At 69.5% G+C, this 12,493-nt stretch carries 14 protein-coding genes; 8 read left to right on the forward strand and 6 right to left on the reverse strand.

The genetic code is table 11. The annotated features are described in order from the left end of the window. Positions 1-145 precede the first annotated feature (145 nt). Both NXI30_19000 and NXI30_19005 read left to right on the forward strand, forming a co-directional pair. Entirely contained in the window at positions 146-1,225 is a 1,080-nt protein-coding gene (locus NXI30_19000) for a hypothetical protein (protein MCR9096319.1), read from the forward strand. Further along, positions 1,222-1,854: a DJ-1/PfpI family protein gene (locus NXI30_19005; GenBank protein MCR9096320.1), complete on the forward strand. Its 633-nt coding sequence runs from the start codon at positions 1,222-1,224 to the stop codon at positions 1,852-1,854. Before NXI30_19000 ends, NXI30_19005 begins: the two co-directional genes overlap by 4 nt. A 92-nt stretch (positions 1,855-1,946) precedes the next feature. Here the strand turns inward: NXI30_19005 and NXI30_19010 are convergent, their stop codons facing one another. The 3 genes from NXI30_19010 to NXI30_19020 all read right to left on the reverse strand — a co-directional run bounded on the left by NXI30_19010 (position 1,947) and on the right by NXI30_19020 (position 3,512). Next, positions 1,947-2,348, reverse strand: a complete 402-nt coding sequence (locus tag NXI30_19010) for a phage holin family protein (GenBank protein MCR9096321.1) — start codon at positions 2,346-2,348, stop codon at positions 1,947-1,949. A gap of 109 nt (positions 2,349-2,457) precedes the next feature. Continuing rightward, entirely contained in the window at positions 2,458-2,865 is a 408-nt protein-coding gene (locus NXI30_19015; GenBank protein ID MCR9096322.1) for a gamma-glutamylcyclotransferase, read from the reverse strand. 29 nt (positions 2,866-2,894) lie between these two features. Further along, a complete protein-coding gene (locus NXI30_19020) occupies positions 2,895-3,512 on the reverse strand; it encodes an START domain-containing protein (GenBank protein ID MCR9096323.1) in 618 nt (205 codons plus the stop codon). Between the two features lie 125 nt (positions 3,513-3,637). Here NXI30_19020 and NXI30_19025 point away from each other — a divergent pair, with 125 nt between their 5' ends. After that, entirely contained in the window at positions 3,638-4,474 is an 837-nt protein-coding gene (locus NXI30_19025) for an SDR family oxidoreductase (GenBank protein MCR9096324.1), read from the forward strand. Positions 4,475-4,491: 17 nt separating this feature from the next. On the opposite strand, the gene NXI30_19030 is transcribed toward NXI30_19025, so the two are convergent. Then, a complete protein-coding gene (locus NXI30_19030; protein ID MCR9096325.1) occupies positions 4,492-5,391 on the reverse strand; it encodes a 3-keto-5-aminohexanoate cleavage protein in 900 nt (299 codons plus the stop codon). A 159-nt stretch (positions 5,392-5,550) separates the two neighbouring features. On the opposite strand from NXI30_19030, the gene NXI30_19035 reads away from it, so the two are divergent. After that, positions 5,551-7,419, forward strand: a complete 1,869-nt coding sequence (locus tag NXI30_19035; GenBank protein ID MCR9096326.1) for a hypothetical protein — start codon at positions 5,551-5,553, stop codon at positions 7,417-7,419. Between the two features lie 78 nt (positions 7,420-7,497). Here the strand turns inward: NXI30_19035 and NXI30_19040 are convergent, their stop codons facing one another. Beyond that, a complete protein-coding gene (locus NXI30_19040) occupies positions 7,498-8,349 on the reverse strand; it encodes a hypothetical protein (GenBank protein MCR9096327.1) in 852 nt (283 codons plus the stop codon). A gap of 145 nt (positions 8,350-8,494) precedes the next feature. Here NXI30_19040 and NXI30_19045 point away from each other — a divergent pair, with 145 nt between their 5' ends. After that, entirely contained in the window at positions 8,495-9,589 is a 1,095-nt protein-coding gene (locus NXI30_19045; protein MCR9096328.1) for an MBL fold metallo-hydrolase, read from the forward strand. Between the two features lie 57 nt (positions 9,590-9,646). Here the strand turns inward: NXI30_19045 and NXI30_19050 are convergent, their stop codons facing one another. Next, positions 9,647-11,155, reverse strand: a complete 1,509-nt coding sequence (locus tag NXI30_19050; protein MCR9096329.1) for a PQQ-dependent sugar dehydrogenase — start codon at positions 11,153-11,155, stop codon at positions 9,647-9,649. A gap of 204 nt (positions 11,156-11,359) precedes the next feature. On the opposite strand from NXI30_19050, the gene rplX reads away from it, so the two are divergent. The 3 genes from rplX (at position 11,360) to NXI30_19065 (ending at position 12,453) form a co-directional block, all read left to right on the forward strand. Then, a complete protein-coding gene (gene rplX / locus NXI30_19055; GenBank protein ID MCR9096330.1) occupies positions 11,360-11,692 on the forward strand; it encodes a 50S ribosomal protein L24 in 333 nt (110 codons plus the stop codon). 44 nt (positions 11,693-11,736) lie between these two features. Beyond that, positions 11,737-11,907, forward strand: a complete 171-nt coding sequence (rpmG, locus tag NXI30_19060; GenBank protein MCR9096331.1) for a 50S ribosomal protein L33 — start codon at positions 11,737-11,739, stop codon at positions 11,905-11,907. Between the two features lie 210 nt (positions 11,908-12,117). Next, positions 12,118-12,453: a 4Fe-4S binding protein gene (locus NXI30_19065; protein MCR9096332.1), complete on the forward strand. Its 336-nt coding sequence runs from the start codon at positions 12,118-12,120 to the stop codon at positions 12,451-12,453. Positions 12,454-12,493: the final 40 nt, after the last annotated feature.

A 12,493-nucleotide genomic window follows, 5' to 3' on the forward strand; every position in this document is an offset into this window, starting at 1 on the left:
CCTCCGCACCGATCGACGGACGGGGCCCGCGGGTGCGCAACTCAGGGTACCGGAGCCTGCGGGGAACGGCGCGGCGACCCCGGATGTCCCGATCGCGACGGAATCGCGCCGGGAGGCGGGCGCGGAGCTGGAGTAGACTGGGGGCATGCGGGATCGTTGGAGCAGGGCGCGCCGTTCGGGGCGGACGCGGGCGGGCGGACCGGCCCCGTTCGTTCTGGTCCTGCTCGGGCTCGTCCTCTGGTCCGGTCCCGCGCTCGCCTTCCGCGTGATCGGCTCACCGGCGGGCTGGGCGCGCTGGGACGCTGCCCCGCGCTTCGTCGGTGGTGAGGAACGCTCGCTCGCCGGGGGCCTTCGGTATTCGATCGAGCACGGGGACTACGGGCTCCTCCTGAGCGAGGTCGAGTGGGTGCCCGGTACCGAACCCACGGAGCCCGAGTTCGCTGAGCTGATCGCCAGCGCCTTCGAACACTGGGAGGTCGTCGATCCTTCGACCGCGCTCCCGGCGGCCTTCCACTTCGTCGAGGACCTGTCGACGCCCGCGGTCGACGACGCGCCGACGAATCCGAGCAACCCGAACGCTTTTCTCGGACTCAACGCCGGGGCCGAGATCGACATCTTCGTAGCGACGCCCCACGCGGGTTCGGGATATGGCGCCAGCGTCATCTTCTTCGTGGACACGGTCGAGGACGACTTGACGCTGACGTCGGGCACGACGGGATACCCGGGGCTGGCGATCACGGGCGCCGACATCCGGATGAGCGATACGATCGCGTTCACGCCCTCGGCCTTCGAGACCTTGCTGACCCACGAGATCGGTCACGCCCTCGGGCTCGCGGACCTCGAAGCCTCTCCCTTCAGCGCCAGCGTCTCGGGTTTCATCGACGACGACTACGACCCCACGACCGACACGTCGGTCCACGCGACGACCAGCAACTCGTTCGCTCTGCTGATCGATCCTCTCGACCCCGACCTCTCGCCGCTCTTCGCCTTCAACGGCAACATGAAGACGAGCCCCGGTCTCGACAGTCCCCAGGTGCGCCTGCTGATGGAGAGCGACGACTGGCTCTCGCTGCGCTTCGTGGATCCGAAACTCCAGAACGACGAGTTTGCGGGCCGCCAGTTCCTCTATCCGGTCCCGGAGCCCGGCATGGGCTCGATGCTCGTCTTCGGAGCGGCGACCCTCGGGCTGCTCGCCCGCACGCGATCCGTGGAGAAGGCCCGATGAAGATCCAGCTCCTCACCTATCCCGACATGACGCTCCTCGACATGGTCGGGCCCCTTCAGGTCTGGTCGCTCTGGCCCGAGGTCGAGGTCGAGCTCGTCTGGAAGTCGACGGATCCGATCCCGACGGACTGCGGTCTCCCGGTCGTCCCGACCCGGTCCTTCGCCGACGCCTCCGAGACGACAGACATCCTCTTCACGGGCGGTGGGCTCGAAGGCACGACGCGAGCGATGGCGGATCCCGAGGTGATCGAGTTCATGCAGTCGCGCGGCGAGCACGCCGGCTGGGTCACGAGTGTCTGCACCGGGGCGCTGATCCTCGGCGCGGCGGGTCTCCTCCAGGGCTACCGGGCGACGACCCACTGGATGGCCCTCGACGCACTCTCGAATTTCGGTGCCGAGCCGGTCAAGGAGCGCTGGGTGATCGATCGCAACCGCGCGACCGGGGGCGGCGTGACCGCGGGGATCGACTTCGGCCTCGCGCTGATGGCGGAGATCGCCGGAGAGGACGTCGCGAAGGCGGTCCAGCTCGGCCTCGAGTACGCCCCGCAGCCGCCCTTCGATTGCGGGACGCCGGACAAGGCGACGCCGGAGATGGTCGCGGCGGTCGGTCAGCTCTTTCGCGGGAGCTGAAGGCTCTTTCGGGGGAGCTGAGGGCTCCTTCCCGGGAGCTGAAGGCTCTTTCGGAGGAGCTGAAGGCTCTTTCGGAGCAGCTGAAGGCTCCTTCAGGGGAGCTCGCGCCGATCGGTCTCGCGCCGTCGGATCATCACGACCTCGTAGCGGCCGCCGTCGCCGATGTAGGCGTTGCCGATCCATCCGGTCACGCTCACCAGGGCGGCGCCGACGAGCGCCGCGCCGAAGCTCGCGACGTCGAAGCCGTCGAGCAGTCGGCCGACGAGCCAGAGCATCCCCGCGTTGATCGGCCAGAGGAAGAGGCCGAGGGTGAGCACGGTGAGCGGGATCGTGAGCAGGATCGCGACGGGACGGACGACGGCGTTCACCAGGCCGAGCACCATCGCGGCGAGGACGAGGGTGAACGTGTCGTCGGCGCGGATCCCGTCGACGAGTGAGGTCGCGATCCAGAGGCCCACGGCGGTGATCGCGAGCCGGACGAGGATTCCGTTCATGGTCGGGGCTCCTTCGAGCGTGCCGTAGTGGAGGGGCCTGGCGCGGCCGCCTCCCGGGCGCGCTCGGAAGGATCGGCACCTCTGGCCGGGGCGCAACCCCGGCTGGAGATCATTGGTGCTCGGTGCGCCAGCGGCGCCAATCCCCGCTCGGAATGCGCGCACTCGCATCGGGGATCCGGTTGTAGACGTAGGTCCAGGCGGTCGCGCCCACGGGCTCGACCAGCGGGACGCGCTCACGCAGGTAGAGCGAGCCGCGGGGGGCCGCCGGATCGAAATCCTCGAACGCGTCGAGAAGGGGAAGGACGTCCGGGTCGAGGAGCGCGTGGATCTCGGCGACGACGCGGCCGTTCCCGGGGCGCATGCCCGGCCAGTCGCCGAGGTCGAAGAGCTCTCCTTCGAGGACGCAGGGACCGACGAAGCGGAGGCGCTCCGTGATCCCGAGGTGCTCGACGGCGCCGAGGCCGCGCATGAGCGACCCGTAGACGGCGACCCAGTGCGGTTCTTCCGCGTCCTGCATCGGCGGGGGCCCGGGCGCCGGCGCGCGCGCTATCGCGCGACCATCTCGCGCAGGTTCCCGAGCGCCTCGAAGGGCGTCGCGACGACCCGGGCGTTGATCATCCACTGGGGGATGCCGCCGCCGGGCTCGAGATGCATCTGGAACGTGACGCGGGTGCGGGACTCGCTCAGGGGCTCGAAGCGCCACAGGCCATTCGCCCGTCGCACGCGCACGCGATCCGGCTGTTCGGGGTAGTGGTCCGGATCGGCGGTCACGGTGATCTCCACGACGCCGGTCTCGGTGTCGCGGGAGAGCACGCTCCGGAGCACATTGTCACGATCGGAGACCGGCCAGGGCGTCGCCATGACCGAGTATTGGTGGGACACGGCACCGTTGCGATCGAGCAGCCGCGATTCGGGGGTGTTCGGAAACCAGTCCTTGAAGCGATTCGAATCCCGGAGCAGGGCGACGATGGCCTCGGCCGGAGCGTCGACTTCGGCCACGCCGCGAAACTCGTCGATTCCGGAACCCTCGACGGGGCGCGTGTGGACGGTGATCCCGTCCTCCTGACGACCGAGGGTCCAGTCGGCGGCGTGGCTGCCGGTCGCACCCAACACGATTGCGGCGACGGTCCACGTCGCCAGGAAACGCTTCGATCCAGAGTGCATGAGGATCCCCTTCGATGCGCGCCCGAGGAGTCTAGCGGGTCGCGATTCGTGCTCGCGCCCCGGGCAGTCGCGCAGTACCGTCGCGGCCCCACGTTCCAGTGCCCGACACCCCACCAGGAGTTCCCATGCCCGTACCCCGAGGGCCCCGTCTCGAAGGCAAGATCGCGATCATCACCGGCGGCGCTCGCGGTACGGGCGAGCAGACCGCTCGTCTCTTCGCGGACGAAGGGGCCAAGGTCGTGATCGGGGACGTGCTCGAGGAGGAGGGCCGCGCGACCGCGGCGGACATCGGCGAGGCCGCCCATTTCGTGCGCCTCGACGTGACGGACCCGGAGAGCTGGAAGTCCTGCGTCGACGAGACCACCTCGACCTTCGGCCTGCCGAACGTCCTCGTGAACAATGCGGGCCTCCTCCACATGGAAGCCTTCGTGGACATCGATCCCGCGCGCTACGAGGCGCTCTGGCGCGTGAACCTCTTCGGCCCCTTCCTGGGCTCGCAGGCGGTCGCGAAGTCGATGCAACGGGCCGGCGGCGGCTCGATCGTGAACGTCGCCTCGGTCGACGGCCTGTCCGCGAAGAACGGCCTCGGCGCGTACGTCCCGACCAAGTGGGGCCTGCGCGGACTCACCCGGGTCTCGGCGCTCGAGCTCGGCCAGATGGGTATCCGGGTGAACGCGGTCTGTCCCGAAGCGGGCGGGCCCGGGATGCGCAAGGACATCATGCCGGACGGGATCGACATCGACCCGATGGACACGATCGCCTTCACGCACGGCACGATCCCGCACAACCGGGAGCGCCCGGGGATCGAGATCATCCGGGACATCGCCCGCATGATCGTCTTCCTCGCCTCCGACGAGAGCCTCTCGTGCACGGGGGCGGACTACCCGGTCGACGCCGGCTGGACCGCGGGCCACCGGCTGAAGTTCAACCCGGGCTACAAGGCCGAGCCGCTCGACGACTGAGCGCGTCCCCACCCCGCCTACGGCAGGGCGAGCATGTCCGCCGCCTGGGCGAGCGTCGCGACGGGACGACCGACCTTCGCGCAGAGCTCGACCGCTTCCGCCATCAGCTCTTCGTTCGACGGGCTGCGATCGGGCGAGTAGAACTCTTCGACGCCGATGTGGAGATGGCCCCCGCGCTCGAGGGCGAGCCGAGCGATCGGCGTCTCCATCAGGTCGCCGCCCCAGACCGAGACGGACCAGGGAAGGTCGGTGCCTTCCAGCATGTCGAGGTAGGCGAGCAGCCCGTACTCGGTCGGCATCAGGCCGAAGCTCACGCCGGGCTCGGTCGCCATCAGTCCGTACTCGCCGCCGAAATAGAACTTGACCATCGCGCCCGCCGGAAGCCGACCCGCCTTGTGATAGGCGAGGGTCGTGCGGAGCGAGTTCGGCTCGTAGATCCCGAGCGCAGGACCCATCTTCAGCCGTTCGCAGAACGCGAAGGCCGTTCGGCAGTCGTCGTAGGAGACGGGGTAGACGCCTCCGACCGGGAGACCGTCGGGACCGGGTTGGCCGATGTTGGTCGAGCCCGGGTCGAAGGCGCACATGCGAACCGGGATCTCCTGCGCGATCAGCTCGATGTGCTCGAGCCGACCGGCCATCGTCGCGGAGGACGTGAGCGTCGGGTACCAGAGCGCCTCGGGGCAGGCGTCGAGGATGCGTCGCCACGGCACGAGGTAGTCGTCGGCGGCTTCGCGGCCGTCGAGGGCGATGTCGCTGTTGTGGGCGTGGACGATGGTCGCGCCCATCTCGAAGCAGCGCAGAGCGTCGCGCTCGATCTCTTCGTGGCTGCGCGGCGCGTTGGGATTCTTCTCCTTGGAGGTCATGCCGTTGATGGCGGCCTCCAGGATCACGGGCGTCTCGGACACGGACTGGGTCATGGCGCTTCTCCCGGGCAGCGGGCCCAGGCGCCATCCTACCCCCTCGCGGGCCCTGAGCGACCCTGGCCGTTCCCCGCGGGCGCCGCCTCAAGTCCCTTCTCGGCGCGGCCGATCAGACCGGTTGGCTGCTTCTTCCCTGAGCGGCCCGGAGATGCCGCGATGAAGACCCGTTCCGCTTCCCGTTTCGCCCCCGCCCTGCGTCGTACGCTGGGCCTCGTCCTCGCGCTCGCGATGGTCGCCAGCCTCGGTGGCTGCGTGGGCAGGGCCTGGCAGCAGGCGCTCGAGGAAGACACGCCGTCCGCCTACTACCGGTTCATGCGCGAGCACGGCGATTCGGAGTACGCGGACCAGGCGCGGGAACACCTCGACTTCCACAAGCTCTACCGCGAGCCGACGCTCACAGGCTACGAGTCCTTCCGTCGTCGCTATCCGAACAGCGATCTCCTCGCGCGACTCCATCCCGCCCTCGAGAAACCGGCCTTCGAGGCGGCACGCGCCGCCGGGACCGCACGGGCCTACCACGACTTCGTCGACCGCTTCCCGGGCGGCGAGTTCGAGGCCCGCGCCCGCGGCAACGCCGTGTTCGTCGAGAGCGAAGGGTTCGGCGGCGATGCCGACCGACTCGCGAGTTTCGCGCAGGCGCATCCCCAGAGTGACTTCGCCGCCGAAGCGAAGCGGACGGTCGACGCCGTCGCTGCGAAGCGCGCGGCGGGCTTCGATTCGATCGGCCTCGTCCTCGACGTCGCGGCCGATACGCCGGAGCGCAAGCGCGTCCGGACGGCGCTGATCGACCGTATGGCCAAGCTGACCGAGCGCGTGGGCGTGAAGCTCATGGTGGCGCCCGACGGCGTCGCCCCCGAGCGACTCCGCAACTTCCCGCGCGCGCGCCTCGAGGTCCGTCACACCGAAGCCGCCGTCGGTCGGGAGGTCGAGGGCGGGCAGCTCGCGCGGCCCGCGATGCTCGGTACGACGGAGGTCGTCCTCCGGGCGAAGGCCGGCGAGGCGCCGATCGCGACCCGCCGTTTCGAGCTCCGGGTCGAAGACAAGTCCTACGTGCCCGGCACGTCCGTGCTCTTCGGGCAGACGGCGTCCAAGTACTGGAGCGAGTTCTTCGTCCCGGTGGCGAGCTGGCGGAACGACACGACCGTCCGCCCGCCGATCGCGCTCCAGCGGCCGGTCGTCGACCTCGACGGATTCGGCGATCGCACGGTCGTCCTCTACGAGGACGGGGACTTCGAGCTGCTCGGGCTCGCCGACCCGACCGAGCCGATCACCCTGGCGCGCTACGCGCGGGGCGAGGACTACAAGAAGTGGTCGGGCATCCGGTCGATGGGCGGTCGGATCGCCATCTACGGCGAGGAAGGCCTCGAGTTCGTGCGCTTCACGGCGAAGGGGCCGATCGCCGAACGGACCTGGAATCGCGGCGAGATCGGCCGCGTGCTCTCGATCGCGCCGGTTGGAGAGCAGATGGTGATCGCCAGCGCGAAGGGGCTCCAGGTCCTCGACCCGGCCACCGGCGAGATGCGCCGCGTGATGCGCCGGATCGTCAAGAGCGTCGACGCCCTCGGCGAGACCCTCGTCTTCGTCGACGGCGAATCGGTCTACCTCTCGACGCTCGCGCTGCTCGCGGAGAACCGCGTGATCGCGCAGCTCAAGCTCGGCAAGACCTTCGGCCCCAACAACGTCCGCGTGCTCGATCGGGCGGCGGTCGTGACCGGGCCGGGTGGGGCGCTGGTCGTCGATCTCGCGAATCCGAAGAAGCCGAAGGCCATCGCGAAGCTCTCGAGCCGCGAGGTCGGCGAAGTGGTCGACGCGTCGCGCGTCCGCGGCCGGACCTTCCTGGTCGGCGAGCGGGGCCTGCAGCTCCTCACGCGTCGACTCGACCGCGTCGAGGAGACGATCGACGTCGGCGCCCGCGACCGCGTCAGCGTGATGGGCCGCCACCTCGTGGCGTCGAGCGCCGCCGGCATCCAGGTCGTCGACTCGACGCCCTGGGCCAATGCGCCGAGCCCTGCCGCCGCCCGCTAGCGCGATCCGCGCGACGGGAACGCCGGGCTCGAGCGCCGAACGGGGCAATCCCGTCGCCGGTCGCCCGCAGGCGACGAATCAGTGCTGGATCCCGATCTCGGGGAGGGTGAGCCCCTGGCGCACGAGCGTGATCTCGGGACCCTTCCGGTGAAGCGGCATGCGGTGCCCCAGGTAGGCGCCGGTGTCGGCATCGAACCAGAACGAGAAGCTCGGCAGAAGTCGGCTCGCGAGCCAGGCGACGGTCTTCCCGAAGTCGGGGCCGTACTCGATCTCGACCACCTTCCGGCCGAGCTGGTTTCGCGTCTTGCCTCGGACGGCGATCATGTCGTGGAGCACGGGGCCGTCGTTACAGGCCGCGATCTGGAAGTGGACCGCGTCGATGTCGCCGCGCACGAGCGGATCGAAGAGCAGCTGCATCGGCACGTTGACGACCCGATCGTCGCCCTCGATGTCGACGTGTCGACCGCCGGACTCGGATTCGCCCTCGTCGTAGCAGCTGACGCGGCCGGCGCGGTGGTCGATCACCAGCAGCGGGAGGATCCGACCCTCGGCGGTGGTCGACTGCGAACGCTCCTCGACGACGCGCAGCGTGAGCCCGTCGGTCGGTGGAGCGCCGGCCAGGCCTCCGGCGACCGGCGCGAGCACCGCCTGCGACACGTTGCGTCCGCCGGCGTCGGTGCCCATCGTCACCTTCATCCGGTGGGACCCGTCGTCCTCCTTCCAGGCCTCGAAGCTCGAGTGGCCGATCGCGCGGCCGCGCTCGTCGAAGGTCGTCGCCCCGATGGCCTCGAGGGAGTGACCGGCCCGCAGCGCCAGGCTCGACTCGCCGAGGGCCGACGTCGGGGCGAGCGCGATCGCGACCCACGTCGCGAGGCTCGCGAAGAGGCGGGCGCAGCGGATTCGGCGCACGGTGACGGGCGACACGGGCATCGCGAGAGAATACCCGAAGCACACGATCTCGGGTCTTCTCGCGATCGAAACGTCCTCCTCGCGCGCAAGAGCGGGATCGTTCACGGGACGCGCCGTCCGACCTTTCCCTGGCGACGATTCGGGGCCCGACTGCTACCCTGACGCCATGTCGCAGGTCTGGACTCGCTCCCGAGCCGGAACCGCCTCGCCCCCACAGGTTCGTCAGCCGGTTCCCGAATGCCCCTTCGTCCACGCGATCGAGCTCCCGCTCGATTGGGCACCCGGCTCGACGCAGGTCTATCTGATCGAGGGTCAGCCCCTCACGCTGATCGACGCCGGCGTGGCGACGCCCGCCTCACAGGCGGCCCTCCGGGCAGCCCTCGATTCTCTCGGCCACGGGCTCGATGAGATCGAGCGGGTCGTCGTCACCCACGCCCATCGTGACCACTTCGGCTTCGTCGAAGGGCTGCGCGAGGCCGGAGCCGAGCTCGAGTGCTGGGCGCACGAGGCCGATGCCGAGCGGATCGAGAACTACGATCGGGTCCTCCGCGAGCGGATCGTGGGCATGACGCCGCTCTTCATGGACTTCGGGGTGCCCGAAGAGATCGCCGTTCGCCTCGAACGCGACCGGCGTGAAGCGTCGCGCGTCGACATCGCGGAGGCGGTGCCCACGCAGGTCGATCACCGCCTGTCCGAAGGGGACCGGATCGCCTGGAAGGACTGGAGCCTGTCCGTCCTGCACGCACCCGGTCACACGCCCGGACACATCGTGCTCGAAGAAGAGTCGAGGGGGCTGCTCTTCACGGGCGACCAGGTGATGGCGCAAGCGATTCCCTACGCCGAGAACTTTCTGCAGGGCGCGTTGCCGGATCCGGCGGATCCGCTCCGGCGACGACCGCGCTTCCGCGGGCTGGTCGAGATGCGAAAGACGCTCCGCCGACTGCGGCGACGCCCGGTCCGACTCGTCCTGCCCGGGTACGGCATGGCCCTCCGGCGGGCCGAGCGCGCGATCCGGGACACGCTGCTCCACTACGACGTCCGCCTCCAGCGGATCGATCGCGGGCTGCGGAGCCTGGCCGCGATGGGCCAGGACGTCACCGCCTTCGAGCTCTGGAAGGCGCTCTTCCCGAACGACGAGCCGTCGTCGGACATGTGGACTCATCTACTGCTGCTGATCGGCGCGCTCGACTGTCTCGAGGACGACGGACTGCTCGTGACCGAGCGGCGTGAGGACGGCGTCTTCACGCACCATCACCGGTAGGCGAGGGCGCGACCGATCGGCGAGGGCGCGACCCATCGGCGAGGGCGCGTCGCTCCGCTACTCGAAGCGCGAGAGCAGGTGGACCGCGAGCGCGCGACGCTCCTCCTCCGGCAGCTCGAACGCGGGCATCGGCGGCGTCGGCGACAGGAAGAATCCCGTCAGCGCGTCGACGGAGTACTTCGCGCCCAGGCCCTCGAGGGGCTTCGCGACGACGCCGGAGGCGGCTTCTTCGGCCAGGTGACAGGTACCGCAGGCGTTCCGCCGGAAGAGGGCGGCGCCGGCGAGATCGAGCGCCTGTCGCGTCTCGGGATCCAGGTCCATGAGTGGGGCCCGCTCGGTGGGCGAGCCGCCGGACGCATCGGCCGTGAGCGCGGCGGCGGCGGTCGCCGGACCCCGGTGGATCCGGAAGATCGAGCCCGCGTAGTCGTCGCTCACGTAGATCGAGCCGTCCGGTCCCTCGATCACGTCCACCGGGCGACCGGTCACGTCCTCGTCGACCTCGAAGCCGGTCAGGAAGTCCCGCTCGTCGACCTCGCCGTTCGGCTTCCAATGGAGCGAGACGACCTTGTAGCCGTCGAGGCGGGAGCGGTTCCAGGAGCCGTGGAGCGCGACGAGCGCGGCGCCCTGGAGCGCTTCCGGCGTGTCCGGGTGGCGAAGGAACGTGATCCCGAGCGGCGCGTTGTGCGCGCGGAAGCCGTGGACCGGCGGGATCGTCGCGGCGACCTTGTCCGGGTTGTCCTCGCCGAAGTCGGGATCGACGTCCCCGAAGCCGTTCGCGTAGGGCCATCCGTAGAAGCCGCCGCGCTCGACCCGGTTGAGCTCGCAGGGCGGGTAGTCGTCGCCGAGCAGGTCGCGCCCGTTGTCGGTCGCGTAGAGGTCGTTCGTTCCCGGCTGCCAGTCGAAACCCACGGAGTTGCGGAGTCCCGACGCGTAGATCTCCTCGCCGCTGCCGTCGGGCTCGTAGCGAAGGATCGCGGCCCGACGCGGATCCTCTTCCTCGCAGACGTTGCAGCTCGAGCCGACGTGGACGTAGAGACCCCCGTCCGGTCCGAAGCGGAGCGTCCGGGTCCAGTGGCCCCCGCCCGGCGGGATGTCTTCGACGACGGTTTCGACCGGGCCGGCGACCCGGATCGTCTCCGGGCCATCGTCCGCGATCGGCACACGCACGACCGCGCCGGTCTCGCCCAGGTAGAGGTGGCCGTCGTGGAAGTCGAGGCCGTGGGCGCGGTCGAGCCCCTCGAGCAGGACCCGCGTGCCGTCCGAGCGGCCGTCTCCGTCTCCGTCCGGGAGCACGTGGAGGATCCGACCCTGGCGCGGTTGGCTGACGAGGAGGGCCCCACCGGGGCTGAAGCGCAGGAATCGCGCGGTCAGGATGTCCTCGGCGAAGAGCTCCAGGGTGTAGCCCGGAGCCACCCGGTACCGGCTCTGGAGGAGGTCCTCGGACGGCGCGTCGATCCCCCGGCCCGTCATGAAGGAGACGATCGGCCCCCGGACGACCGGCAGCGCGAAGCAGGCCCCGATGCCGAGCAGGCTGAGAATTCCGACCCCGACCAGCAACTTGCGCATGAATCCCTCCAGCCGCCTCTCCGTTGCGGCGCGAGAGTACCCTACGGTCTCACGCCCGCTCGTCCGATCCGGGGCGACGCGCGTCTCGCCCGTCGACCGGGATTCGGTGGATTTCACCCCTTGGGGCCTTGACGAAAGCCCAATTTTCCCGGATACATAGGCGCTCTTTCCCGGCCCCTCCTGGCCGGAAGCAGGTAATCAGGCATGCAGAAGATCCGAAGAGGCGACCTCGTCCAGGTCGTGAGCGGCGCCGGCGCGTCCGCGAACCCGCCCGTGCAGGGACGGGTGATCGCCGTCGATCCGCAGAAGGGCCGCGTCCGCGTCGAGGGCGTGCGTCTCCAGAAGCGTCATCTCCGCCCCGGTCGCAGCGGCGCCCGCGAGGGTGGAATCGTCGAGACCGAAGGCTTCATCGATGCGTCCAACGTGATGCTCGTGAACCCGTCGGACAACAAGCCCTCCCGCGTTCGCTTCGAAGAGCGGGACGGCAAGAAGGTCCGCGTCTTCGCGCGCGGCGGTGACGTCGTTCCCGAGCCCTAGGCCGGAACGTCGATTCACCTTTCCACACGCAAGGAAGCAAGACCATGGCCAAGAAGGGCAAGCGCGAGCAGATCAAGCTCGAGAGCACCGCCGGCACGGGGCACTTCTACACGACCTCGAAGAACCGGACGAACACGCCGAACAAGCTCGAGTTCAAGAAGTACGACCCGGTCGTCCGCAAGCACGTTCTCTACAAAGAGACGAAGCTCAAGTAGACGACGTCCGCCGCCGATTGCTGGCGGGTCGCGCCCTCACTCCGAGAGGTTTGGGGCCCTCGACCGGCCGGGTCGGCTCGCTAACTTTGCGAGGCCGCATCCGACGGGGGTCGGACGGGTACGCGCCAGCTACACGCCTTCCGAACGCGACGCGAAGGCGAATCAGACAGAGATAGAGAGGGGTTCCGAATGGCCTGGGTGATCACCCGAATGTGTCGAGACTGTGTGGACATGGCATGCGTCGAGGTCTGCCCCGTCGACTGCATCGTTCAGCACAAGGACAAGGGCGACGCCCCCGGCTACGAGAACCAGCTCTACATCGATCCCGAGGAGTGCATCAACTGCGGCGTCTGCGAGCCGGAGTGCCCCTGGGAAGCGATCTTCGAGGACGAGCAGGTCCCGAGCGTGTTCGAAGAGGACGTGGCGCTCAACGCCAAGATCGTCGACGAGCGCGACGACTTCGAGGTGCCGGAGCGCGACGACGTCGACGTCCCGTCCCCCGACCAGATCTCCGCGAACAAGGAGAAGTGGGGCTACGCCGGCTAGACAGCGAATCAGCGCCAGCGGCGCTGATCGACCACGGCCG

This window comes from bacterium (genome assembly GCA_024742285.1).
GTDB lineage: Bacteria > Myxococcota_A > UBA9160 > UBA9160 > UBA4427 > UBA4427.

Coding starts and splice junctions, on each gene's coding strand:
- NXI30_19000 (MCR9096319.1), top strand. CDS start 146: ATGCGGGATCGTTGGAGCAGGGCGCGCCGTTCGGGGCGGACGCGGGCG.
- NXI30_19005 (MCR9096320.1), top strand. CDS start 1,222: ATGAAGATCCAGCTCCTCACCTATCCCGACATGACGCTCCTCGACATG.
- NXI30_19010 (MCR9096321.1), bottom strand. CDS start 2,348: ATGAACGGAATCCTCGTCCGGCTCGCGATCACCGCCGTGGGCCTCTGG.
- NXI30_19015 (MCR9096322.1), bottom strand. CDS start 2,865: ATGCAGGACGCGGAAGAACCGCACTGGGTCGCCGTCTACGGGTCGCTC.
- NXI30_19020 (MCR9096323.1), bottom strand. CDS start 3,512: ATGCACTCTGGATCGAAGCGTTTCCTGGCGACGTGGACCGTCGCCGCA.
- NXI30_19025 (MCR9096324.1), top strand. CDS start 3,638: ATGCCCGTACCCCGAGGGCCCCGTCTCGAAGGCAAGATCGCGATCATC.
- NXI30_19030 (MCR9096325.1), bottom strand. CDS start 5,391: ATGACCCAGTCCGTGTCCGAGACGCCCGTGATCCTGGAGGCCGCCATC.
- NXI30_19035 (MCR9096326.1), top strand. CDS start 5,551: ATGAAGACCCGTTCCGCTTCCCGTTTCGCCCCCGCCCTGCGTCGTACG.
- NXI30_19040 (MCR9096327.1), bottom strand. CDS start 8,349: ATGCCCGTGTCGCCCGTCACCGTGCGCCGAATCCGCTGCGCCCGCCTC.
- NXI30_19045 (MCR9096328.1), top strand. CDS start 8,495: ATGTCGCAGGTCTGGACTCGCTCCCGAGCCGGAACCGCCTCGCCCCCA.
- NXI30_19050 (MCR9096329.1), bottom strand. CDS start 11,155: ATGCGCAAGTTGCTGGTCGGGGTCGGAATTCTCAGCCTGCTCGGCATC.
- rplX (MCR9096330.1), top strand. CDS start 11,360: ATGCAGAAGATCCGAAGAGGCGACCTCGTCCAGGTCGTGAGCGGCGCC.
- rpmG (MCR9096331.1), top strand. CDS start 11,737: ATGGCCAAGAAGGGCAAGCGCGAGCAGATCAAGCTCGAGAGCACCGCC.
- NXI30_19065 (MCR9096332.1), top strand. CDS start 12,118: ATGTGTCGAGACTGTGTGGACATGGCATGCGTCGAGGTCTGCCCCGTC.